Origin of the sequence: Caldisphaera sp. (assembly GCF_023256325.1) — an archaeon.
Lineage (GTDB): Archaea > Thermoproteota > Thermoprotei_A > Sulfolobales > Acidilobaceae > Caldisphaera.
The window spans coordinates 1-24,517 of the sequence record NZ_JAGDXI010000043.1 but is presented as its reverse complement, the minus strand read 5'-3'; the positions used below and the strand labels follow the sequence as shown (position 1 = coordinate 24,517).

Sequence of the window (24,517 nt, the reverse complement as noted above, 5' to 3'; positions counted from 1 at the left end):
TGATCCATTTTATAAATAATTCTAGAGACACCAAAGAAATTAAAATCAGGATAAATAAGGAGGAAATAAAGCACTAGTGGTGTTCTTAGAAAATTAAAAGATAATATATGATCAAATCTTAGAATACTCAAGAAAAATGAACTAAATAAAAAACCCAGATAAAATCCTCTATTCGATAATGTATGCACTGAATGAAATGTTTAGAAACTCTTGTAGTAATGTTAATTTCAACGAGCTAAGTAATCTACTGATATGGCAAGACAACTGGAGATGCAGAAAATTACATCTTAAGCAAGGAAGACGAATTAGCTACCGCCTTGCTTATGGACATTTATGGAAGTAGTTACACTGGAAGTGAAGAGTTCAAGAGGATAGCTAATTACGTTAGAGACGAACTTGTTGAGGACCTAAGGTATCAAATAATGAAGTGGTTATATAGGAACAATTGAGAAGATTAACTTTGATGCGATAAAACGGAATACTTAAGAGTTTATGCAACGTAGGAACATGGTTGAAAATTATTTAAGCATTCTCAGATAAATATAAATTGAAGGTGTAGGGTGTGACCCTCGACGATATATTAAATAAGAAAAAAGAATGGATTGAGTTAAATCCCCACAAGGATGGGTTACCAGGTCGTGGATATATTTCTACCTTTGATGAATCAAGGCTAGGAATACCGGATGGAGGAACAGAAAAAATAAATGATATCATAAACGTTTTCTATGATTCAAAACACGGACATACTCACTTTGATGTTATTGAAAAAATCCAATGACAGGAAATATATATCATAACCGCATTTATAAACCTAAAGATTAGTGATGGTATGGCTTAGCATCCATATAAACAACTTTACTTCAATCCCTATTTTATTCTTTTTTCATCACTAAAGCAGTTGAAATTTGTTGTTTTCTGATTTTGTTCTTAAACAAAATTTTGCATTTATTATGCATAGAACTGTATGAACTTATACTGATCAACTTTGTGATACATTCAAAGGAGCCAGAGATGATTACAGAGAGCTTTCAGCAATTTCTCAACTAACAGGAGCGCTCCATTGAGATGATAATTCAATTGGAACAGCACAAGATGCTTTAAAAAAAAAGAATTACTACAAATTTTGCCTGTGTAGCGAAGAGCGAATGAATGATGTATGAAACAATTTTGAACTGGTCTTCATGAACCTTGCTGAAATCCCAAAGCCGAAAATTACAAAAGCATTCTCATTGCGGGTAGCCTTGTTGAGTAGGTGTCTTGCGAATAGCTTTACAATTTCCTTTATGTCTGTAAATATAGTTGAGGAGTTTGCTTCGGAGAATTATGGTACTGCTGACAAAGTTGTCATCAAGACAGGATAAATACTGCAGAATAGGCCGTAAACAAAATGGAGATCTATTCAAAACTACTTGGTATGGTGATTATTGATTAACAGAGCAAAAACCTCACACTATCAGTTGAGCTGACAAATCGTGCCGAATTGGTTAATGCCGTGTTTCAAAAACTTGTTTCTTGCAACGATAAAGCTGTTCAGGATAACTCCTATGTTTTTAGTTGACGAAAACAGCAAGGAATAGCTTGCCATGAGGGCTAAGCAGTTTAAATCAATTTTATCTTTACACATGGTCAAGTTTAACCTCACCAATATACTTTCAACCTTCCCAGCGTTTATAGTTCTTGAAGTTATGGATGCTACGGCAAGTAGGTTCAATCTCTTTATCTTAGCATCGTTCATTTGCTCCTCAAGTAAAATTCGACCTTTATGATATCCACCCACAACTATAGCGTTGCCTGACCTAGTTACCATGCCTGTCGGCTAGCCGCCGAGTGAGGACTTGCTAACAGTCTCCATGTTACCCTCACTGCTGATAGTATGCCGTCAGGCTTTGAAGAGGTTGCACCCCTTATCTCGTTGTTAAACCAGAGTTAGCCCTTGAGGCTACCTTCTTTCCTAGAGTGCTGGGCAGACTCTACTGCTCTTGGCCGAAAGTGGGTCTACTGAAAGGCAGGCCTACGCTAATGGGTAGTTAATTAATCTATACGTGTTAAAATTTTTATACTAGTAACTTTTTTATTACTAGTGGGGAAGCATGATTAATAGATCCCTGGAGGAGGTGGCTAGATTGATGGATTCCCTTGGACATCCGTTGAGACTTAGGATTATAGCTCTTCTTAGGGTTAACGGCCCGCTTTACCTGGCAGACATAGCAAAAAAGCTCGGTGTTAGCAGGGCCCTCGCAAAGGTGCATCTTAGCAGGCTTCAGAGAGCAGGCATTGTGACTTCAAGGATTGAGCTTGTACCAGGTGAAGCCAAGGCGCTTAGGTATTACCAGCTGGTCGACTTCAGTATAACTGTAACGCCAGACATCATAGCAAAGCTAGCGGGTGAGAGCCATGAGCAGTAGCCTTAGCGAGAGGGGTTTCATAACAGTAACAGCGATAGTTTGGGCTGCCCTGGCCGTTGTTGGGACATTTGCAATAATATACACCGGGATCTCCGGTGTTGTTTTTAGCTTTGTGATGTTCGTGGTGGCAGTGCCGAGCTGGGTCAGGACTGTCAGGGAGAGGGAAGGTCACAACGATGACCTTGAGAAGAGGCTGGGCGACCTAGCTAACAGGATGAGCGAGCTGAGCTCCTAGATGGATGAGCTTAAGAAGGTCATAGAGGAGTAAACTGATGAACTCCTTGGCTAGGGCTCTGGCTGCAATAACCGTTGCCACTATACTTGCGCTCGTGTTGATATATCTTGTTCCATTGGCTCTCAGCCGCGTTCATTACAGCCTCGCTTACAGGCCCACAAGTTCGGTCTTGCTAAGCTCTAAAGTTCCTGGAACCATTCACGTGACTAAGTACAATGGCGACGAGATTAAGATCAACGTGAGCGTCACATATAGTCCTCTCATATATAAGCCAGGAGTTTACTATTCTGTCAATGTTTCTAATGGAACCACATACATAGACTTCTATTCAGTCTCATGCCCCAAGTATCAGCTTTACCCTATCTACACTTGCATAGTTAGCATAAACGTCTACGTTCCCTCAAGCGTCCGTAATGTGACTTTCAGCGATTCGGCATCAATCATAGACGTAAACGCTAGTGACCTGAAGTACTTCAAGGCTTCTCTGTTTGCATCGCAAGCGTTAATAAGGCTGTATAACATTAGCAAGGCCGAGCTTAGCTTAGGGGCCTCCCAAGCAACCGTTAGTATATATGGAAAGGGTAGCTATGACCTTCTTTTCACGTCCTCAGAGGCTACAGTGAGGTCACCTACATCCTGCATAGAGGTGAGCGCATCGTTGAGCGAAGTCACCTACCCAGGAGGCTCCATAGATGGCAGCGGCGCTGCTAAGATAGTAAGCCCAAGCTGTATCTCTAATCTTACAGTGAATGCCACATCGAGCGTAATTAACATTAGCCGATGACCTGGACTCTTGGGGCACCGCAGCTCGACCATCAGCTTCACTAGCTCCATGCACTACGAAGCGTATATAAATGGTTAAAACTATCAAAATACATTGATATCAATTATGAATATAAATCTTTATATACTTTTAAAAAACATAAAAATTGGGAGAAAAATAATGTCTAAAGAACTTTTAGAACCTTTCAATTCATATTATTCAACAATAAATAACAAAAAGATTCATAACTTTCCCAAAGAAATGCTCAAAAAAATGACCGATTATTTAATAAAGAAATATAAAACTAATATAATCCAAATATCAGAGAATTTATTGCAAATATTGTTTGATCCATACAATAAAGAAGCTTTAAATTCTTTAGAAAAAAATCTTGAATCTGTGAAAGAAGAGTTTAATTTATATAATTCTATCCTTGAGAACAATACAACTATATCCCAGCTTAAAGAGATTACATTAGACGCACTTTCAAATCTTATCGAAGGCTTGAGAAAAAACGAAAAGAAATTCTATAATGAAGTATTAAATTCTGATAATCCTAATCTCCTTCTGAATACTTATTACTCTTTATACTTGGATTTTGCAATTAAGTTATTTAATGAAGTTAAAAAATTAAAAATAACGGATCCAAACTATAAAACTAGAGATGCTCCAGAAAAAAATGTTTTTAAATCATATAATTCATTAATTTATATATTGGGTATTCCCATAATTCTATATATAAATGATAAAGAAGTTTTTCCATATCTATCTGAATTTATTGGGGCTATTTTTTATTATATTACTCTTGAAGACGAAATAACACCTGCATCAAATTCGTGGGGTTATTATCTTTTTTCTAAATTAATGTGAAATAATATGGATAGGAAAACTATGAATGATAATATAACCTATTTCTTTGATACCAACATTATTATAATTTACCTATATGAGAGATCAACGGAGCAAGGAAAGAAATTAATTGAATTGATCAACAAATTACGTTTTAAAAAGGTCAATACTCTATCTACTAACCTCGTAGAAATAGATACGATAATTAATGATGGGTTTACAATATTTTCCCATATTATTATTGAAAATGTTATGAAAAATTGGGATACGAAAAATACTCGAGAAAGAATTGCTCTCCTAGAAGGCATAGAAAATAAATTTAGTGATTTCTATGAAAATATAAGAACTAAATATTATAAAGGTAATATTCTTCCTTCAGGAGTGAGAGAAAAAATAGCAAAAAACTTTTTCAGAAATATAAAAGACAAAATTTTAGTATCTTCGGAAGATGAACTAAAAAGGAGATATACCTCAAGAGAGTATTATAATGATTTAAAAGATTATATGTCTTCTATAAATTTATTTATCAAAAACAACTTTAACATAGTTAATCTTGATGTTTTGTTCACAAATAGTATAATTTTCGAAACGCAACTAATAGAGGAAGGAATACGTAAATATATAAACAGCAGTGGGCATAAAAGACTTAGCAGATTTGATCAAATAATTTTTAAAGAACTTTACATTCTATTAAGCTTAAATAAATATGAAAAAATATACTTTATAACAAACGATTCAGATTTCAATAGATTATATAGTAGCATTATAAAATATTTAGGAGATTTTAAAAATAAAAAAGCAGATCCAAGAGAAAATTTTAAAGAATATGCTATAAAATCATATGATATCTTAAGCAATAGATTAGAAATTTCTAATCTAAGTAACGCTTACAATATTTTTAAATAATTTCTATAAAACTATATAAAGATACCCTTTATTTTTATTGTTACGTTATTAGTATCTTTACTATTGATACATAATAGCATGAATCTCGACCATGTTTCAGGTAACATTAGGTAAAAATAATAATTATTTTATGAAATTAAAATGTTGTTTACAAAAAAGGAATTAAAATACAATTGTGTAAAATTGAATTATAATCATTATTTTATACTAATTCAAATTCAGGTATTTTTTCAATCAACCCTCTTTCTTTAGCAATCTCATGTACTTTCTTAATAGCTTTTATTCCTACATCACCCATATCATAAATTGATTTACAACCGTCAATAAATGATTTAACTGTAAACTTATCGGAGCCAGGGGCGTAATTTAATGCGTAATTTAATGCCTCTTCCTGATTTGATAATGCATATTTTATTGATTGCTGAAATATTTTCCTTATCTCTAAAGCAATTTCATAGCCAAGCCTTTTGCTAACTACATACGATCCTAATGGTAATGGTAGATCTCCTGCCTTATTTTTCCATTCCTCATTTATATCAGCAATTTTTACCAAACCATATTTTTGATATAAAGCCGTTGTAGTAGGCCCCGGGATTAATAAACCTGCATCAACTTCTCCATTTACTACGCTATTTATTATTTTATCAAACCTTACAACAACCTCTTCCTTCGCATTGAAGAAAAGCTTATAATAGAAATAGCCGCTAAAGCTTTTACCAGGTATTGCGATTCTCAAATCTTTTATCTCATCCCTTTTATATTTCTTCTTTGAAACAATTATTGGTCCAACATCGCTTCTTTGTGTGCTTCCACTCCTTAACAAATAGTAATTATCTGCAATCCTCCACAAATTAACTGCTGAAACTGCCGTAACCTCAAGGTCTTTTTGATTTATAACTCTTTGGTTTAATTTATCAAATTCTTCATAATTTGGATTTATTTTAATTTTTTCACTAAAATTGTTATTTTTAATACCATAAACTAAGAAATAAGCGTGAACAGGATCATAATAATGATATGAGCTTACAACCTTTTGAGATACCAATTTACTCACCTATTAGTGGTTAAAATTAAAGGTATAAAAACATTAAAACGAAAGAATAACAAACAAGAAATAATAGTTAAACTATTAACTTCGTTAATAACTTTTTGGTTTCTTTTAGACAATAATTAAATCAACAATTTTTTTAAAAATAACTAATAGTTAAAAAAACACTTCTTTTAATCTTCTTCACTTTTTTCTACTATCGCTTCTCTAGTAAACAACTTCTTTTCTTCTTTTATTATTTTAAACCTACTTAATAGCTCCTTCCACTCACTTTCACTTACAGAAGTTTTGCCTTTACTCAAAGTTTCAACGCTTATATAAGCCTTACCCTTGGGCTTTAAAATTCTGTATATCTCATTAATAGCCCCCTTATGATCTACCATGCAACATAAAACACCATTTGAAAAAACGAAATCAACGGTTTCAGATTCAATTTTCAAGTTATTTGCTGAGGTTACTTGAGTTACAACGTTTTTTAATCCAAGCTTTTCGATCTTCTTATTTAATACATCTATCATTTTCTTATCAGAATCAACGGCGTAAACCGTTTTAGCTATCTTTGAAAGCTTTATAGTATAAAAACCTGGCCCACAACCTATATCTGCAACGATCATATCTCCTTTAACATAATTCAAAACCCTATCTTTCCTATCTAAAATTTTCCTAAACGGATTATCTAACACTAATGGATTGAAATGCCTATCCTCGCTCATTATTGCACACACGTTTTTAGAAAAAGGAAGATTTTTACGCATTAATATTTATTATTTTTTCTGGAATAGTAAATGAAACAACATAGTTTGGTTCATCAACTACTTCGCTCATCTTTAAGCTACCTACTACGCTGCATAAAATGTATGCCTCTTCCCCGCTTAAGCCCTTACTCTTTAGTTCTTCAACCATGTTTAAAACTGCCTTTCTAGCAGCTGTTACAGGTTCTTTATCTATACCCATAGTTACTATTTGTTTACCTGTATCATTTATGCTAACGAAGGCCTTTGGCGTATCAATCCTTTCCCCTTTTCTTAAATCTACCTTTATTATAACCCTTGCCGAAGTTTCAATCGCAGTTCCTGAAACTTCTCCATCACCTTGAGATGCGTGGGGGTCTGCTAAAGAAAGTAATGCTCCTTTTACATTAACTGGGAAATAAATAACAGAACCTTCTGTTAATAATCTATTATCCATGTTACCTCCCGAGCTATGGGGAGGTATCATTGGCAATTCTCCAAATTTTGGCGCCGTTCCAATAACTCCTAAAAATGGGCTTATAGGTATCTTAATGCCTTTTAAAAAATCTTTAGCAATTGCATAACCATCTTTTATATCCCATATAACTAATTTTTCTTTAAACAATCCTTTTAATAGACCAAAGTTGCTCAATATTGCTGACCATCCCCAATTCCCTACTTCAATCTTTTTTAATGTAACAACCAAAGTATCTCCTTCTTCAGCCCCTTCAACATAAATTGGCCCAACAGCTCCATCAAATTTAGATTCATCTATTTTATGCATATCTTCAGTTTTAAAATCGTATTTTATTTGGTTTGTTGATGAATCTGGAATTAATACTTCTACCTCATCTCCGGGCTTTATATAAAGCCTTGGTTTATTTGATGGGGACCAAGTAAAATGTACATTAGATAAATCAAAACCATCTAGCCTCAAATCTCTTCTCCCTGCTCTAATTTAACTCTTAGGTCCTTTTTCCTATAATAAATTATCGCTCCTGCTATTAGCCATGCTGCAACAACTGTTGTACCTATTATTACGTAAATGTTTATAGAGGTAAATGATGCATATATGGCAAAGCCAAATATTAAAGTTGCTATTATGGGTATAATTATGTGAGCTAAGTTAAGCCTATTCTTCTTTTTCATATATAATGGTAAGGCTGCATTAACCATTATGTGATCTATTAAAGTACCTAAGCCTGTCCATAAACCTGTTACTAAAAATGCGTTTAATGGTCCTAAGACCCAACCTGTTATTGTGAACAAAGCTATTCCAACAACTGTCATAATTATTAATGATATGTGGGGGCTCTTGTATTTTTTATGAGTGTAGGAAAGCTTTTGTGGTAAAGCATTATCTTTTGCCATAGTATACATATCCCTTGAACCAGCATTTATTATCGCAACTGTATCAACAAAACCGCTGTTAGCCATGAAAATAAATATTATTGCGGCCATTATAAGGCCTCCATATTTTACTGCTTCTATTAAACCTGGCACAAAGTTGCTGAAATAAGTGCTCATATTATTAGGTCCCCAACCTATAGTCATTGTGTAGCTTGCAAATGTGAAGAAAGTTGCTAAAAGAGCTATAGTTGCTATAACGCCTTTCCTTATGTTAACGTGAGCCTGCTTAGCTTCTGCTCCAAGAAAAGTCATTGAGCCCCAGCCAGCATATGATGTAAAAGCAAAAACCATTCCAAGGCCTACACCCATTAAGCCAAGAGGAGAATATTTTAAGCTATAAACGCCTGGATCCCATGGGTTGTGAACGCGTAATAATATAACTATACCTAAAATAAATATCAATGCCATTTCTATTGTGCCTGTATAAACGCTGTACTTTAATGAAGGCTTTATGCCAAGATATGCTAATAAAAATGCTAATATAGCAACCAATAAACCTAATGGATACCAAGAATAACTAGGCAACGAAATTCCTAGGGCTTGAAGGCCAAATATTATAGCCAAAGATGTCTCAAAATATATAAAAGGTGTTGCGCCTATAACTGTATAAAGCATGTAAGTCCATCCACCAAACGCACCAACCCTTGGACCAAAACCCCTTTCTATATATCTATAGTATCCTCCGCTTGATGCCACATTTCTGGAAAACTCGTAAACAACGTATGCTGCCGCAAAAACTGCAGGTATTGCAAGTAAATAAGCTAAAGGCAAAGCTCCGTAAGCAAAGCTCGCAGCTCCTGTCATAGTTGCTAGCGCAGCTATTGCAGGAGCTGTGAAGGATATAGATTGAAAAATTAATTCTAAAAATGTTACACTACCTCTAGCTAATTCCTTATGCCCTCCCTCCTCTCCCATATGCAACACACCGACAAAGCTTAATATTATGATATCATATATTTAAACTTTCCCATTAATGTATTTTTAACTAAAAATTGACAATTAAGTAGAATTATTAAAAATTTGTTACATCAAATTCCCTTTCCGTTTAAAGAATACGTAAACTACCCTATCCTTACGGGCAAGTCTCTTGTGTTGGAAGATAAAAGCCAGCAGTGTATATATTAATTATATTTTAGGTAACTTTACCAAATAAAAACAACTATATATCTGCAAAATATAATTGCTAAAGCCTTTATAATTAGGGTATATGATGGGCATAGTTACTTTTCCATTACATACAATGATACAAATACAAGAACCTAGATTTATTTACTATATACAAGATGATGAGCACCAAATAAATGGACCGGCCGGGATTTGAACCCGGGACCTCCGCCGTGCGAGGGCGGCATTCTTCCACTGAACTACCGGCCCTCGTAAGGATTAGTATTGCTTGATATCTTATATTTGTTATTATACTTAATAATCCCTTAAACTATTCTTCTAATTTTATTAGCCAATTATTTAATTATAATTACACTATTTTAACCATGAATAATTTTTTATATACCTATCTAATATATATAGAGAGGGTGTATAAAATGAGGAAAGAAACAAATATATTCATGTTACTGCTAGTGATTTCATTAATAATAGTTGGCTTATCATTTCTTAGTATAGGTAAAGCAGAAACTACTCCAATTCTAAAACCATCATTCGTAGCTTATTCTTATTGGGGAACAAATGAATCACATATGCTAGCATACCCCGGAGGTTCATTTTTACCCTTAACCATAACAATAACTTATTTAGGGCCATATACTTTATATAATGTTACCATTAATTCTACAATTTCCTATCCTCTAATATTATCAAAAGGTGAAACTACACCGAGTCTATACATACCAGTATTAAATCCAGGAACTACTTTGAAACTATTTGGATTATTTAATATAAGCTACAATTCTGAAGATAAAATATATAATCAAACACTCAATATAAAGTATACTCTGTTTGAAACAATACCACAAACTAATAAAACAATACCAATAATTAAATACATGACATTAAATTATTCTGTTCCTATTTTGGGTTATGTCAATTTAAAGCTTGCCGGATTTAAAACAACTCCTTCTGTTATTTACGCAGGAGATACAGCTGCTGTATTAACTGTTTATCTAGTTAATGAAGGTAATGTTATTGCAAGTAATGTTAGTGCATATATCGTTACTCCACCTCAATTATCTCCATTATATCCCGGTTCTAATACAATAAATATAGGATACCTACCACCCGGGACTCCTATTAATATTTCGTTTCCTCTTGAAATAAAAAATGTAACTAGTTCAATAAGATTACTACAGCCATATGAAACTGTACAGATACCAGCTCCTTTCAATGCTATGGTAATATTGGCAGTTAAAGGAAACAATATAGATGAGTATTTTGATATTCCTGTAGATGTTAAACCTTCATCATATTTTGTAGTATCAAACGTTTATCATAACACATTTACTCAAGGAGAATCAAATACATATATAACTGTTTCATTAATTAACTTGGGAAATTCTGTAGCTAAGTTCACAACAGTTACTCTATTACCTAATCCCATTATAACTCCATATGTTTCATCGAGTATTAATCCGTTGATTGGAGCTGAAACTATTAATTATACTGTTGGCGATGTACCTAGCGGAGGAGCATTCAATGTCTCGTTTGTAATAAGTGCTTCGTCAGGTATATCACCTGGAAATTATAATATACCTATTGCAATAACTTGGTATCAACCACCTACAATGACACCGATGCATCAAATAATTGAAGTACCAATAACTATATCTTCATCGTTCTCTTTAAACTCATTAGGTAAATTGAATTCATTTACTATATTATATGTAATTGCAGCAATTGTAATCATAATATTAGTTGTTATGGCAATAATAGGACTAAGGAGGAGAAAGCATTAAATCTGGTGGATTTTTCAATGCAAAAGGATCCCGAAAATCCCTATTTAGTTCTTGGGGTACTGACTTTTACCACTGCACTAACAAGCTATGTGGAAGCAATGGTTATACCTTCACTCCCTCATATAGAAGAAGCTTTATCAGCTACTAACGAAGAAGCTGCTTGGATAGTCTCAGCTTATCTAGTTGTAGGAGCTGCGATTGCTCCTCTTTTCGGAAAAATGGGAGATACTTTTGGAAAAAAGAGGCTTTATCTCATTTCACTAATTCTGTATTCTTTAGCTGTCCTATTTGCTGGTTTTTCACCAAACGTCTATTCGTTAATAGGGGCAAGAGCAGTCCAAGGCTTTGGATTCTCTATTTTTCCTTTAAGTATAGCTATAATTACAGATATATTTCCAAAAGAAAGAGTAGCTCTTGCTCAAGGAATTTTAAGCGCTATGGTAGCTATTGGAATGACGATAGGAATGATAGCTGGAGCATATATAGATGAATACTTTGGATGGAGAGCAATGTTTCATATAGCTTTTGGCATAGCAATAGTTGCCATAATAATTTCTTATATAAGTATAGGATCTCATCCTCCAGTTAAAAAAGAAGAAATAGATTATTTTAGTTCAACCTTATTATCTATAGGAACCGCTTTAATTTTGGTATATTTAACTGAAGCTCCATATAAGGGTTGGTTTTCTTTATTACAATTACCTATAATTGGTCTTGGCCTAGCATTGTTTGTAGGATTTTTAGTTTATATAAACAAATCAAGAAATCCATTAATAAGGCCGGATCTTTTAAAAATTAAGAATGTTATGGTAGCGAATTTAGCTGGTTTGTTTTCAGGAGTAACTATGTTCACATTGTATCTGGCTGTTATTTATTACGCGGAAGAACCAGGCCCATATGGTTTAGGATTGTCCGTTATAAGTGCTGCCCTCTCATTATTACCAGCAACTTTAGCAATGATAATTATTGCGCCTATAGTGGGAATGGCTGTCAGCTCATTAGGACCAAAACCAGTGCTTATTTATGGTTCTATTGTTTCATCGATAGGATTCGCCTTATTTATATATAATAGAGAAGGAACATTACCTTTAATTCTAGATTCTTTTGTGACTGGAATAGGAATAATATCAATAATGACGCCTATAGTTAATATGATAGCAATTTCAATGCCAGAAGACAGCATTACAGTAGGCCTAGGCTTTAATACTATGATTAGATTTTTAGGATCTTCTATAGGACCTGTTATGACTGCAAATTTAATGACAACTTATGTTGCTTACGCTGCATACTACGTGCCAAAATTTGGTTTTTCATTCTTTACTGAGCCTGGACCTTTAGCATTTAATTATACATTTGCGATAGGAATAATATTTTCGTTTTTAACATTTATAACTTCATTGTTTATGAAAAATTATACTCCTCAACAAAGAAGTATAACTACAGCTTAATTGTTCAGTTACTAAAAATTTGTTTTTATATTTTGAAATATATTTAAAAAACTAATGGTACGTATCCTTCCGAAATATATGAAGAAATCTTACTGCCCACATAAACTACATCGACACCAAATTCCGCAGAAACTGTTTGTAATGTATTTAATGTACCATCTTTTTCTGCTATGAATTTACATGCTAGGGGGCGCTGATTGGCATAAGATAAAAATTCTTTTAATGCTTTTAATATATTATCATTTCTTGAACTTAATAATTTTTCAGAGGGTCCAAAAAATATTAATTTTACATCAGAAGCCCATTTATATTTTAATGCATTTGTAGCGTATAATAATCCTGTTAATATTTTATCTACATCATTACTGGATAAAATTACTAATACTTTAAGTTGTGAAGACATTTTCTCACCTATTTTATATAAAAACAAAATTATTAAAAATCTTTTCTAATATAAATTCATTAGAACAAATCTGAAATTACTATAATGTTAATTGTACACTAGGGGAGAAATCAAGATGAGAAAAAATGACATGCATATAAATTGCAATGAGACCTTGAAGTATGATATAGGATTATTAGAAGAACTTGACTCATTATTTGGAAATTCATGTAAAATAATTAAAATGCTTTCTAAACCTCCAGATAGATTTTATTTAAGAGTTAATACAACAAAGATATCTAAAAATGAATATTTAAAAATATTAAAAGAAAATGGAATAAACTTCTATGAAGATGAACATATAGATTATGCTATCTGGGCTCCAATAAATGGACCTTATGAAATTCCTATATATAATAAAAAAATATATGTAAATAAATATGCATCGGAATCGGTCTATCTTGGTAGTAACTTATATATACCAGGTATACTTAAAGCAGATAAAATAAAGAAAGGAGATAAAGTAACAATTTTTAGTAAAAATAATATACCTCTTGCCTCAGGCACATCAGCAATAGATTGGGAAGATATATATAAATTAAAGAATGGACTTGCCGTAATTGTTGAGGATTCTGTTTACAAATCACCTAAAATAAGAGAGCTACCCGGATTTAATGAAGGTTATATATATTCACAAAGCATACCGAGCATCTTAATAGGAGAAATAATAGATACAAATGATTTTGGGAAAAATCCTATTATTATAGATATGAATGCAGCACCAGGAGGTAAGCTAGGATTAATAGCACAAAAGTTTAACAGGAATTCTAAAATAATAGCTATAGATAGGCCGAGCAAAGTAAACGATTTAAAAGAAAGAATTCATAGACTTGGCTATGATTGGGTAGAAATTATAGGAGGGGATTCTAGATATGCTAGCCAAGAACTTAAAATAAATGAAAAGGCAGACCTGGTTTTAATTGATCCCCCCTGTACAAACCTAGGAGTTATACCAAAATTATATGATCAAAAGAGTTTAAGGGATATGATAGTTTTAACTAAATATCAAAAGCAATTTATAAATGAGGCCTTTAAGTTATTAAAACCTGGAGGTACTTTAATTTATTCTACATGTACATTAACTTATAGTGAAAATGAGGCAAATATAATGTATGCAACGAGCATAGGTTTTGATGTTGAAGAAATAAACATAAAAGCTGATGTAATAAAAAATGACTATGGAATAAGGTTTAGTCCGGAGAGAGGTTATCCTGGATTTTTTATTTCAAAGCTTATAAAAAATGTGTGATAACATGAAAAAAGTATTAATAATAGCAAGCGGAGGAGGGCACACAGGGCATAGCATTGCTTTAGCTGAGCATATGATAGATCTTGGCATAGAAGTTGATTTTATTATACCTGAAAAAGATGAGTGGACTAGGAATTCGGTTAAAAACTATGGAAAAATTGTTTCAGAAACCCCTAAGTTTTTAGATCCAAGCGAGTCTTTATATTTAGGTATTTTGAGAGCCCCTATTGCTATTATAAAGTCTTTAATTAAAGTAAAGAAAGGCTATAAAATAGCTATAGCGAGCGGGAGCAATCATAGCATATCAGCTGGCATTGCTTTATGGTTAAAGGGCTCGGATATAATAGTTTTTGAATCTACTGAGAGATTTTTAGAGCCTAGCAGAACCATTAAGACATTGGGTAGGATATCGAAACTAATAGCATTTCAATGGGAAGAGCAATTAAAATTTAATAAAAAAGGTAAAGTAGTTGGTCCATTTTTAGGGAAATTAAAATATGAAATCAAAGATGAAGGGTATATATTAGTTAGCGCGGGCAGTTATGGATATAAAAAGTTGTTCGATTCTTTATCAAAAACCAACTTAGAAAACGTTGTATTGCAAACTGGTAAAGTTGATCCAACGCCTTACATAAAAGCTCATCCCGAATGGAAAGTTTTTCAATTCGACCCTGATTTGGAAAAATACATAGCAAATGCAAGGATTGTTATAACGCATTTCGGAAGGACTGCTGTTGAAAGCTCATTAAAATACAAAAAGCCGACAATACTTTCTCCAAATATAGAATGGAAATGGATGCAAAATGAAACTAGATTAAAAGAATCCGAAATTATGGCAAAGAAGCTAAACGCTTATTATTTACCTCCCGATGATGTTAATGAAGAATCATTAATTAATGCAGTTGAAAAGGTTAGGCATCTTGTCCCTAATAGCTATAATGATGGGGCGTTAGAGCTTGCAAAGATAGTTTATTCAATGTTATAATTTTAAGCTTTGAGCATAAATTATAAAGGGGGTTTATAAATGCCACAGCAAAACTATGACGAGAGGCTAAGAGCAGTAAAAATCCTAAGATCTGCTAGAAAATTTTTGCCCCTATCAAAGGTATCAGAGTTAACAGGACTACCTTTATCCATGATTTCCAGATATTCTACAGAATACACTTTACCCTCTGAAGGCAATGCAAAAGAAATCTTAAATGCGCTTTTATCAAAACAAGTTATATCAAATATAGTTGCCACAGCTATTAAAATTTACAATGGTTTTTATGATATAAGCGGCGTTACTTGGAACCCAGATGCCCTTTTATTAATATCTGAGTATGCAAAGAAGAGGTTTAATGGAGAATTTGATAAAATATTAACCCCAGAAACTGGGGGAATAAGCTTAGCCACATCAATTAGCATAGCCTCAGGAGTACCAATGGTTATTGCTAGGAAACAGAGGCCTTTAATTACTGAACCAATTATAGATGGAATTCATTTTAGTGGACCAGCATCTTATACCGTTTTTTATGTTCCTAAGAGGGAACTTCCAAAAGGCAAGAGAATACTTATAGTTGATGATTTTAGCGTTAGAGGGCATACATTAAATGCCTTAATTGAATTGATTAGAAAAGCTGGCGCAGAACCGAAATCAATGCTAGTTATAGTAGGCATAGGTAAGGATTGGAAGCTTTTGCCGGATTCTGAGGCTTTAATTGAGATAAGCGGTTAAATTGCTTGCAATAAATGGGCCGACATCTATATAATGAACCTTATCTTTCTTAGGTAAAGTATTTGCCGCATATATCTTATCAATACCTGAAGAAATCAGTTTTTCTTCAGCGTTGTTTAATAATATAGCATGGGATACCATAACATATATTTTTCTAGCCCCTTGGCTTCTCAAAATTTGGGAAGCCTTTAATATGGTACCCCCAGTGCTAATTATGTCATCAATTATTATAATATCTTTACCCTTAACATCTAATTCCTTTGGTTGCATTGTTATTTCTCCTGTAACCCTATCCCTGCTCTTTACAAAATAATCATATTCGCAATTCAAATAAGAAGAAAGGGACTTTGCTCTATCTATTGCCCCTATATCTGGAGATAAAACAGCTATGTTCCTTTTGTCAAAACCAATTTTTTCTGCCATATAAATATATGGCCTTATATTTATTGATGGTTTGCCAAAATACTTCAGGCTTTCCTCCTTATGTATCTCTATTGTGAACAGCATATTATAATATTCTTTAAATATATTTAAAATAGATCTTATGCTAATCGGCTCGCCTTCTAAAAATACCCTATCTTGTCTAGCATAAGCTAAATATGGAGAAACTAGTATTTGATCTTCAGCCTTTAGCTCTTTAATGGCATCGCCTAATAAAATAGTTTCTATTATAGATTTATCTTGAGGATATACAAGAGATTGAACTACTATGGCTCTCTTTCCATTTATTTCGCATGGTATCCTTATATAGCTTTCTCCATCTGGGAATGTTTTATATATCGGATTGCATATATCAGCCGATAAAGAATTTGCTATAGATTTTGCTATTTCATTTGAAACATCATTAGTTCCCGCAATAACTACATTTTTCATATCCAGCCCCAATTAATATTCCTATAATAATAATTAAAGGCTTTTATTTAAAAAATTTCTATATAAAGCTATTTACCCGTTTAACAATTATTACAAATTGCAATGAAGAGGATGGAGCGACCCTGAGAAGTGATGAGCGACTTTCCTCTGAGCTTTTTAAGTTAATCAAACTCTAATCAGTTTCTATTAAAGCTAATAATAAATATTTTTAAACTCTAACCTATTAACAAAATATTTAACAGTATACAGGTGGTAAGAATGACTCAAAGAGATTTCGATGTAACATTCATAGGAGGTGGAGGTGCTTCCTATCCGGGCGCTTTTGAGCTCGCCAAAGCCGGGAAGAAGGTTTTAATGGTAGATAATAAAGGTAATTTGGGAGGAGATTGCTTATACGCAGGTTGTATACCATCTAAAACAGTTAGAACAAAGATATTGGAATTCACTTCAACAAATAAAGAAGTTGATCCCGAAAAAGTGTGGAGCGAGGTTATTAAACTTAAAGAATACGTGCAAGACATTAGATATCAACAGCATATGGAAGAGATCAGAGAACATGAACCAAACCTAACATTTGTTAAAGGATGGGCAACAATAATTTCCCCTAATAAAGTTAAAGTAGAAGGTGAAGAGAATTTTGAGGCAAATACAAAATATCTTGTTATAGGTGCTGGAGCAGAGCATATTATATTGAATATACCAGGAAAGGATATGGTAATTACCAGTGATGATCTTTTTGCCTATCAAAAAACTATGAAAAAAGTTCCAAAATCCATGGCCATAATTGGCGGGGGATATATTGGAGTTGAGGTCGCCGATATGCTATCAAGATTAGGAGTAGAAGTTTCTATCATAGAAATGATGGATAGATTATTGCCAACCATGCCAATTGATTTATCTAAAGCTGCGGAATCACATATGAAGGAAGCTAAGGTTAACTTGTATTTAAACAGTCCAGTGGCATCAATAGAAAAGAAAGGAGACAAGAAGATAGTTAAGGCTAATAGCAAATCAGGAGTTATTGAAGTAGAAGCAGACGAAGTATTAATGGCTGTTGGTAGGAAACCGAGACTTAAAGGATATGGTTTAGAAAATTTGGAAAAAGATGGTTTAAAAATAGAGAGAAATGCTATTTGGGTCTCTCCATCTTTGAGAACTTCATTACCTAACGTATTTGCTACAGGAGATGTAACAGGTAAGGCTATGTTATTCCATGCTGCAGTTAAAGAAAGTTTAATAGCAGCTAAAAACATATTGATAGGAAGAGATGCTTATAGAATGAATTATCATTCAGTTCCATTTACAGTGTTTACATACCCAGAAATAGGTTTAATAGGCTATACTGAAGATGAGCTAAAATCATTAGGTATACCTTATGATACTGTAGACTATAAATTAGCTGGCGATGCTCAATCCCAAATAACTAATCACAGAGAAGGATGGATGAAAATATTTTTGGAAAAAGAGACATTAAGAATATTAGGTGTTCAAGTATATGCTCATGATGCTGCAGAGCTTATGGGAGCATTTGCTGTAGCATTAGAAAACGGATTAACCGCTAAAAACCTTGCTTGGGTTTGTGGGCCTCACCCATTAACTTTCGAATCTATAAATTATGCTATGAGACCATATTTCTAAATTTTTAAGTTTTTTGAAGAAAATCTATATGGCAGTAAATCTTTTAATTTATAAAATTTTGACTTGTTACTTTTTAATGATATAGAATAAATCTGCGTATCATCGTCTCCAAATTCTGATAATACTTGAAGGCAAGCACCACATGGAATAGCTGGTTCTTCACTATTTACAGCAATTAATATTTCTTTTATTTTCTTCTCCCCGTGAGATATTGCATTAAAAATAGCTACCCTTTCAGCACACATTGTTAAACCATAGCTAGCATTTTCAATGTTAACCCCCCAGTAAACATTGTTATTATCAGTTCTTACAACAGATGCAACATTATATTTAGAATATGGAGCATACGAATTTTTAATTATTTCTTTGGCTAAATTTACCATATCAAGGGGTACATTATCCATGCTTCTCACACTCGTTATACTCTTTATTTTAATTTATATTTTTAATTTATGCCTTTTCTACATAGACTATATAGAAATCTATAGCTTCTATAGAAATGTTTATAAATATATTTTATAAACAGAGACTTGGAGAAAAAACATGAGCAATCACAACCCATTTGGATATATAGATAATACGAAAACAAACATAAGCCATTTAAAAGTTTGGTTTACAGCTGGTATGGGATTTTTTACAGATGCTTATGATTTATTTGTTATCGGTATCATTTTGGTTATATTAAACAAGCTGGCATCGCCATCATTTCCAGTAACAACTTATTACTCGTCTTTATTAGCATCATCAGCAATAGTAACAGCTATATTAGGTCAACTGGTTTTCGGCAGAATCGCGGATATTGTTGGTAGAAAGAAAGTTTATGGTGTAGAAGCTACAATACTAGCTATTGGAGCATTAATGAGCGCCTTTTCTCCAAATATATATTGGCTATTAGCTTCTAGATTTTTAATGGGCTTCGGGATAGGAGGAGATTATCCAATATCAGCTACAATAATGAGTGAATATTCACCAAGAAAAGATAGAGGAAAAATGGTTTCTCTAGTTTTTGCCTTCCAAGGGATAGGATATGGCGTTGCTGTCATAGTAGGTCTATTATCTGTATATTTGTTCCCAGCATCAATAGCTTGGAGGATATTAGCGGGCTTTGGAGCAATACCACCAGCCTTAGTTATTTATTATAGAAGAAAAATACCAGAAACGCCTAGATATAGTTTATTAGTAAAACATGATAAAGAAGAAGCATTAAAGGCAGCAAGCTTTGTTGGAGGAAATATAAGCATGACTCAAGTAAAATCTAAAGATTACAGTATAACAGAGTTTTTAAGAAATTATGGCTTATTATTGTTAGGAACTTCATTGCCATGGCTCTTAATGGATATGGCTTTATATGGCACAGGAGTGTTTTCATCACCAATTACATTAGCTATATTAGGTGGATCAAAAGGGTTAAGGGCAGATGTTTTAAGAGCTGGTATTCCGCTGCTAATAGGTATTCCAGGTTATTTCTTAGCTGCAGCTTTCATAGATAAAATAGGTAGAAAGTTCATACAGTTGATGGGCTTTGCAATGATGTCAATCCTTTACGCTACTATATCAGCATCTATTATAGCATCTGGAACAAAAATTGCTGGATTTTTAATACCTACTGAACTAGCATACATATTATTTGGATTAACATTCTTATTCGTAAACTTTGGGCCTAATACAACAACTTTCGTCTTACCTTCAGAATTATATCCAGTTAAATATAGAACTACAGGTCATGGTATTTCTGCTGCATCTGGAAAAGTGGGTGCTGCAATAACTACTTTTCTATTCCCGTTTTTGCTAAAGTTCTATGGATTAAAACCAATATTAGAGCTTCTTGCTGTAGTAAGCGCATTAGGATTTATAATAACTCTCGTATTATTGCCCGAACCTAAGATGAAAAGCCTAGAAGAAGTAAGCAAAGAGAAATTAGAGGTTTATGAGAAACCCATAACAGCTTAAGCTAAAGGCTTTCCCAAAGGTTTTTCTTCCTCGTTTTTTGCTTCTTTATTTTCAAAAACATATTTTAATAGTGATAAGGCTCCTTTTCTTGATAAATATTGGTTATTATTTCCACAATAAGGAGAAAAAACGCATCTAGGACAACCGTCTTCACAATTGCAAGAAGAAACTATTTTTAAAGCCAGTCCTTCAACTTTTTCAAACCTATCAAAAACAAGCTTTGAACCACCATGACCTCCAATTGATGAATCATAAATAACTATATGACCGGAGGGGTAACTTATTCCGCCTAGATCTGTATCAGATGCACCAATTATTGGCCTTGATGCAGAGATCAATACATGCTCTAAGGCATGATAGCTGCTTATTTTCTTTTCTCCGCTTTCAAACATTAATTCTGGATATTTTGTTAATATCCCTTTAGTCCAATAATCCCATTTTATGGGTTTTTCATAGTAAGAAGTAGATATTATGCTACCTGAATACTCATCTTTAACTACATACCCTTCAACTTGTATCATTATGTGCAGATCCCCATAGGTTATGGGAATTATTCCAGCAAGCCTTTTTTCTTTAGGTATAACTTCTATTACATCTATATTATATAAGGGTTTTGTATAGAAATGGACATCATTTAATTTTATAACTTCAGCTCTATAGGAATTTACATCGAGCCTTATTGATAAATATGTTTCACCCGAATGGTAATATATAGCGTTAGGATGAAGTTCATATAATGCTTGAGGCATTTCTCTATACCCTATGTTTTTGTTTTTATAATAAATCTTAACTATAGGTCCCGTTGATCTAATAGAATTGTTTAAAATAAAGTTCCTACCTTCTTTCCAACTTGGATGATATATATTATTGATAATGCTGATAAAACCTTTTTGCAATAAATCATCTACTACATCTAAAAACTCCTCAGGTATATCATCTTTTTTGATAAAACCTTTTTGCAATAAATATGAAATAAAGTGTAACTTTAATACTTCTTTATTTCTAGGCTCTATATAACCTGGATCTGGCTCTTGAGAAAAATATTTTTCTGGGTTGTTTAGATAAAATGACTCTATAGGATCATCGCCCATTATTGTTATCACTAATCCAGGATTACCTCTCCTTCCGGCTCTTCCAGCTCTTTGCAAATAACTTGAATAACTTTTAGGTAAAGAAGTCATAACTATTGCATCTAAATCCCCAATATCAATGCCTAATTCAAGAGTTGATGTTGAAACTACTCCTTTTATTAACCCTTCTTTTATATCATTTTCCACTTTTTTTCTTGTTTCTGCGCTTAATCCCGCTCTATGAACTAATACATTTGTATTATAATTTTTTCTTGATATTTTTGAAATTAATTCACTCATTTGTTGGGAATCTGTAAAGGCTAATACCTTTAATCCTTTTTTTATTAAAGATGAAATTATGTAAGAAGAAAAAGTCCACCTACTCATATAGCCATGATCTATAAAAATGTGAAGAGCTGTTCCTTTTCTCCTCTTAGGCCCGTATATTACTTTAACTTTTCTTCCAAAAAGTCTTTCTCCCATTTCTTCTGGATTTCCTATTGTTGCTCCTGAACCTATAAATAAAACATCTTCATTTGAAAGCTTCGATAACCTATATAATATCCATTTCATGTGAGAACCAAAAATACCCTTATAAATGTGCATTTCATCTATTACAACGAATTTCAAATTTTTTAAAGCATTTCTAAATTCTGATGAGAGAGATAATCCTAAATGGATCATATCAGGGTTGCTTATCAATATTTGAGGTGTATTTTTATAAATTTCGGTCCTCTCTTTAGGCGGCGTATCTCCATCTATAATCCCAAAGCTTACTCCCAATTCTTTTGATAAGCTAGATATCCTTGATATTTGATCCCTTTCCAAGCTTTTCGTTGGATAAATAAAAAGTGCCCTTTCTTCACTATTATTTTTTAATAAATTGAGTATAGGTATTAGAAATGCCTCAGTCTTTCCCGTTGCAGTACCTGCCGATATAACTGTATCATTATTTTTTAATATAGATTCTATGGCTTCTTGTTGAAACTTATATAATTTAATGATACCATAGTTAATCAAAGCATTTTTGAGCTCTTCTAATAAGTTCATATCTTTAATATTTGATCCTAAATCTGGATACCCGTAATTTTCATTATAAATATATGAGATCTTAGAGTTCTGATTTTTAACTATTTCGTTTAAAAAACTTAATAGATCAAGAGGGTTTGACGGTATGCCCTGTCTCATAGTTTTTATGCCTCACATAATTTGATAGACCAATTAGCTCAATACCTTTATCTATAAGCCAAGAAAGACTTTTATCCCCCCATGATCTTCTAATTTTAAGCTTTTCATATTTTACTTCTAATATCTCCTGCCCTTCATGATTATATACTTTAAACCTTCCTTTAACTCTATTTTTTAAATTCCTAACTAAAACTATGTGAACAGCATACTCGTTTGGTTCTAAATTTAGATTTACATAACCAGATTTACCTGTTTTGTAAGTACCCTTACCTTCTTCTGCAGGTTCATTAATTATTTCTTCTTTTCCTTTTTTAAAGATAACTATCATTTTCCTCATAGCATGAAGGCCTGATTTGCTTTTAGTTGATTCAACTTCTAACTTAAGCTTACCCATCTTCATCCTCAAATTTAATAATCTTTTTGAAGCTATTAAGATTTATTAACAATCCTTTAAAAGGTTCCTCTAAAAAAGATATGTGGTAGAGACATTGAAAGATATAATAATAGCAGGCCTAGGCGTTTCAGGCTCAACTTTAGCATATGCTTTATCAAGTAAAGGGTTCAAGATTACGGCATATGACCCTATTAAAAAATATGATAAGGCTTGCGGAGAGCAAATAACTGGAACTGAAAATACAATAGGTCTTATGAAGAAATCAGATTCTATAATTACTATTCCAAATTTTTTTAGCATATATGTTAACAACAAAGAAAGCTCCACAATAGACTTTGGAGGTTCTTCACCTTGGTATATAGTAAATAAATCTAGGTTTGTTCAATATTTAAGAGAAGCTTCTATATCTAATGGTGTTGAAGTTATATATAACAATTGGAAAGGTGAAAAAGGATCTATAACTGTTGATGCTAGAGGTCCTTTTTCTGGAAGCCTGAAAAACAAAATATTAGTTAAAAGATATATTTTAAAAACTGAATGGGACCCAAACCATGTTATATTAGACTTTAGGCCTAATGAAGGGGGGCTTTATTGGATTTTTCCAGCAGATAATGATGGTAAGTTAGTTAACATGGGAGGGGGATTTGTGAATTTATGGAATGATGAAATACTTAGCAAATCAATTATGGAATATGCAAAACTAAATCTAAAAGATTTTGAAATCAAAGATGTAAAGGCTGCACCTCTTGATGTTTTTTCCCAATATAAATCTTATTCTGACAATGTATTTTATGTGGGAGAGGCTGCAGGCTTAGTTTTAGCGATAAGTGGAGAAGGTAATAGGCCAGCTATAGAGTCTTCTTATGCTTTATCTAATGCTATAGCAAAATATGGCTTAGAGGTTAACGATGTAAAAAATTATTACCTAAAACTATCAAAAAAAATAATTAATGATTCAACGTTATCTAGGAAGTTGTTTATGTTTACATATAAATATAGAAAATCAATTGATATGGTAGAAGTATTAAATAACATACCAAAGTGGTTTTGGTATAAATATTTATCAGTTAATTTAGAGCTTAATGATTTAATAAAATTGGGATTGGATTTAAACTTTATTTCATCTGTAATTAAGGGAATAAGATATTATGTTAAATAAAGGGAAATTTTATATTTACTATTAATTACTATGAATCTACTGCTTCCTTAACTGCTCTATAAACCATAGCTGTATTCCAATAGTGTATTTATTAAATAATTTACGCATAACGATTTTAGTTCAAGTTTATAAGCTT

General features: G+C 32.8%; 25 protein-coding genes and 1 tRNA gene. 15 read left to right on the top strand and 11 right to left on the bottom strand.

Annotation, left to right across the window (positions count from 1 at the left end; genetic code table 11):
• Positions 1 to 317: 317 nt before the first annotated feature.
• Together Q0C16_RS06030 and Q0C16_RS06025 are read left to right on the top strand one after the other, a co-directional pair.
• Positions 318 to 449 carry a hypothetical protein gene (locus Q0C16_RS06030; RefSeq protein WP_292320442.1) on the top strand — a complete coding sequence of 44 codons (132 nt, stop codon included), beginning with the start codon at positions 318 to 320 and terminating at the stop codon, positions 447 to 449.
• 113 nt (positions 450 to 562) lie between these two features.
• Positions 563 to 778: a hypothetical protein gene (locus Q0C16_RS06025; protein ID WP_292320440.1), complete on the top strand. Its 216-nt coding sequence runs from the start codon at positions 563 to 565 to the stop codon at positions 776 to 778.
• Positions 779 to 1,453: 675 nt separating this feature from the next.
• Here Q0C16_RS06025 and Q0C16_RS06020 read toward each other — a convergent pair.
• A complete protein-coding gene (locus tag Q0C16_RS06020; RefSeq protein WP_292320438.1) occupies positions 1,454 to 1,735 on the bottom strand; it encodes a hypothetical protein in 282 nt (93 codons plus the stop codon).
• 391 nt (positions 1,736 to 2,126) lie between these two features.
• Between Q0C16_RS06020 and Q0C16_RS06015 the strand changes: the two genes are divergently transcribed.
• The 5 genes from Q0C16_RS06015 to Q0C16_RS05995 all read left to right on the top strand — a co-directional run bounded on the left by Q0C16_RS06015 (position 2,127) and on the right by Q0C16_RS05995 (position 5,158).
• Positions 2,127 to 2,405: a helix-turn-helix domain-containing protein gene (locus tag Q0C16_RS06015; protein WP_292320436.1), complete on the top strand. Its 279-nt coding sequence runs from the start codon at positions 2,127 to 2,129 to the stop codon at positions 2,403 to 2,405.
• Positions 2,395 to 2,640, top strand: a complete 246-nt coding sequence (locus Q0C16_RS06010; protein ID WP_292320434.1) for a hypothetical protein — start codon at positions 2,395 to 2,397, stop codon at positions 2,638 to 2,640. Before Q0C16_RS06015 ends, Q0C16_RS06010 begins: the two co-directional genes overlap by 11 nt.
• 37 nt (positions 2,641 to 2,677) lie before the next feature.
• Entirely contained in the window at positions 2,678 to 3,424 is a 747-nt protein-coding gene (locus tag Q0C16_RS06005; RefSeq protein WP_292320431.1) for a hypothetical protein, read from the top strand.
• Positions 3,425 to 3,583: 159 nt separating this feature from the next.
• Positions 3,584 to 4,273 (top strand): hypothetical protein, encoded by a 690-nt coding sequence (locus Q0C16_RS06000; RefSeq protein ID WP_292320429.1) that lies wholly within the window; start codon positions 3,584 to 3,586, stop codon positions 4,271 to 4,273.
• Positions 4,274 to 4,279: 6 nt separating this feature from the next.
• The gene (locus Q0C16_RS05995) at positions 4,280 to 5,158 is read left to right on the top strand and encodes a hypothetical protein (protein WP_292320427.1); all 879 of its coding nucleotides are present in this window, start codon (positions 4,280 to 4,282) and stop codon (positions 5,156 to 5,158) included.
• Between the two features lie 202 nt (positions 5,159 to 5,360).
• On the opposite strand, the gene Q0C16_RS05990 is transcribed toward Q0C16_RS05995, so the two are convergent.
• The 5 genes from Q0C16_RS05990 to Q0C16_RS05970 form a co-directional block, all read right to left on the bottom strand.
• Complete coding sequence (locus Q0C16_RS05990) at positions 5,361 to 6,203, bottom strand: MqnA/MqnD/SBP family protein (protein ID WP_292320425.1); 843 nt, start codon at positions 6,201 to 6,203, stop codon at positions 5,361 to 5,363.
• 176 nt (positions 6,204 to 6,379) lie between these two features.
• Entirely contained in the window at positions 6,380 to 6,919 is a 540-nt protein-coding gene (locus Q0C16_RS05985) for a class I SAM-dependent methyltransferase (protein WP_292320423.1), read from the bottom strand.
• 34 nt (positions 6,920 to 6,953) lie between these two features.
• A complete protein-coding gene (locus Q0C16_RS05980) occupies positions 6,954 to 7,874 on the bottom strand; it encodes an acetamidase/formamidase family protein (RefSeq protein WP_292320421.1) in 921 nt (306 codons plus the stop codon).
• On the bottom strand, positions 7,871 to 9,262 hold the full coding sequence (locus Q0C16_RS05975; protein WP_292320420.1) for an APC family permease: 1,392 nt from the start codon (positions 9,260 to 9,262) through the stop codon (positions 7,871 to 7,873). The genes Q0C16_RS05980 and Q0C16_RS05975 overlap by 4 nt, the downstream gene beginning before the upstream one ends.
• Before the next feature lie 387 nt (positions 9,263 to 9,649).
• Positions 9,650 to 9,721: transfer RNA gene (locus Q0C16_RS05970), tRNA-Ala, on the bottom strand.
• 167 nt (positions 9,722 to 9,888) lie between these two features.
• Between Q0C16_RS05970 and Q0C16_RS05965 the strand changes: the two genes are divergently transcribed.
• Both Q0C16_RS05965 and Q0C16_RS05960 read left to right on the top strand, forming a co-directional pair.
• On the top strand, positions 9,889 to 11,253 hold the full coding sequence (locus tag Q0C16_RS05965) for a hypothetical protein (RefSeq protein WP_292320418.1): 1,365 nt from the start codon (positions 9,889 to 9,891) through the stop codon (positions 11,251 to 11,253).
• Positions 11,254 to 11,270: 17 nt separating this feature from the next.
• Positions 11,271 to 12,701, top strand: coding sequence for an MFS transporter (locus Q0C16_RS05960; RefSeq protein ID WP_292320416.1), 1,431 nt, complete (start codon positions 11,271 to 11,273; stop codon positions 12,699 to 12,701).
• 43 nt (positions 12,702 to 12,744) lie between these two features.
• Here the strand turns inward: Q0C16_RS05960 and Q0C16_RS05955 are convergent, their stop codons facing one another.
• Positions 12,745 to 13,104 carry a hypothetical protein gene (locus tag Q0C16_RS05955; protein WP_292320415.1) on the bottom strand — a complete coding sequence of 120 codons (360 nt, stop codon included), beginning with the start codon at positions 13,102 to 13,104 and terminating at the stop codon, positions 12,745 to 12,747.
• Between the two features lie 115 nt (positions 13,105 to 13,219).
• Here Q0C16_RS05955 and Q0C16_RS05950 point away from each other — a divergent pair, with 115 nt between their 5' ends.
• The 3 genes from Q0C16_RS05950 to Q0C16_RS05940 are packed head-to-tail and all read left to right on the top strand — an operon-like array spanning position 13,220 to position 16,109.
• Positions 13,220 to 14,392, top strand: a complete 1,173-nt coding sequence (locus Q0C16_RS05950) for an RsmB/NOP family class I SAM-dependent RNA methyltransferase (protein WP_292320413.1) — start codon at positions 13,220 to 13,222, stop codon at positions 14,390 to 14,392.
• Between the two features lie 4 nt (positions 14,393 to 14,396).
• Complete coding sequence (locus Q0C16_RS05945) at positions 14,397 to 15,377, top strand: glycosyltransferase (RefSeq protein WP_292320411.1); 981 nt, start codon at positions 14,397 to 14,399, stop codon at positions 15,375 to 15,377.
• Between the two features lie 39 nt (positions 15,378 to 15,416).
• Positions 15,417 to 16,109 (top strand): phosphoribosyltransferase family protein, encoded by a 693-nt coding sequence (locus tag Q0C16_RS05940; protein WP_292320409.1) that lies wholly within the window; start codon positions 15,417 to 15,419, stop codon positions 16,107 to 16,109.
• On the opposite strand, the gene prs is transcribed toward Q0C16_RS05940, so the two are convergent.
• A complete protein-coding gene (prs, locus tag Q0C16_RS05935; protein ID WP_292320407.1) occupies positions 16,089 to 16,982 on the bottom strand; it encodes a ribose-phosphate diphosphokinase in 894 nt (297 codons plus the stop codon). The genes Q0C16_RS05940 and prs overlap by 21 nt on opposite strands.
• Before the next feature lie 258 nt (positions 16,983 to 17,240).
• On the opposite strand from prs, the gene Q0C16_RS05930 reads away from it, so the two are divergent.
• Positions 17,241 to 18,620, top strand: a complete 1,380-nt coding sequence (locus Q0C16_RS05930; RefSeq protein WP_292320405.1) for a dihydrolipoyl dehydrogenase — start codon at positions 17,241 to 17,243, stop codon at positions 18,618 to 18,620.
• Here Q0C16_RS05930 and cdd read toward each other — a convergent pair.
• Complete coding sequence (cdd, locus tag Q0C16_RS05925; protein WP_292320403.1) at positions 18,617 to 19,024, bottom strand: cytidine deaminase; 408 nt, start codon at positions 19,022 to 19,024, stop codon at positions 18,617 to 18,619. The genes Q0C16_RS05930 and cdd overlap by 4 nt on opposite strands.
• Positions 19,025 to 19,163: 139 nt before the next feature.
• On the opposite strand from cdd, the gene Q0C16_RS05920 reads away from it, so the two are divergent.
• Positions 19,164 to 20,570: an MFS transporter gene (locus Q0C16_RS05920; protein ID WP_292320400.1), complete on the top strand. Its 1,407-nt coding sequence runs from the start codon at positions 19,164 to 19,166 to the stop codon at positions 20,568 to 20,570.
• Here the strand turns inward: Q0C16_RS05920 and Q0C16_RS05915 are convergent.
• Together Q0C16_RS05915 and Q0C16_RS05910 are read right to left on the bottom strand one after the other, a co-directional pair.
• The gene (locus tag Q0C16_RS05915; protein ID WP_292320399.1) at positions 20,567 to 22,828 is read right to left on the bottom strand and encodes a DEAD/DEAH box helicase; all 2,262 of its coding nucleotides are present in this window, start codon (positions 22,826 to 22,828) and stop codon (positions 20,567 to 20,569) included. The genes Q0C16_RS05920 and Q0C16_RS05915 overlap by 4 nt on opposite strands.
• The gene (locus Q0C16_RS05910) at positions 22,797 to 23,234 is read right to left on the bottom strand and encodes a hypothetical protein (RefSeq protein WP_292320398.1); all 438 of its coding nucleotides are present in this window, start codon (positions 23,232 to 23,234) and stop codon (positions 22,797 to 22,799) included. Before Q0C16_RS05910 ends, Q0C16_RS05915 begins: the two co-directional genes overlap by 32 nt.
• Before the next feature lie 70 nt (positions 23,235 to 23,304).
• Here Q0C16_RS05910 and Q0C16_RS05905 point away from each other — a divergent pair, with 70 nt between their 5' ends.
• Positions 23,305 to 24,381, top strand: a complete 1,077-nt coding sequence (locus Q0C16_RS05905) for an NAD(P)/FAD-dependent oxidoreductase (RefSeq protein WP_292320396.1) — start codon at positions 23,305 to 23,307, stop codon at positions 24,379 to 24,381.
• Positions 24,382 to 24,517: the final 136 nt, after the last annotated feature.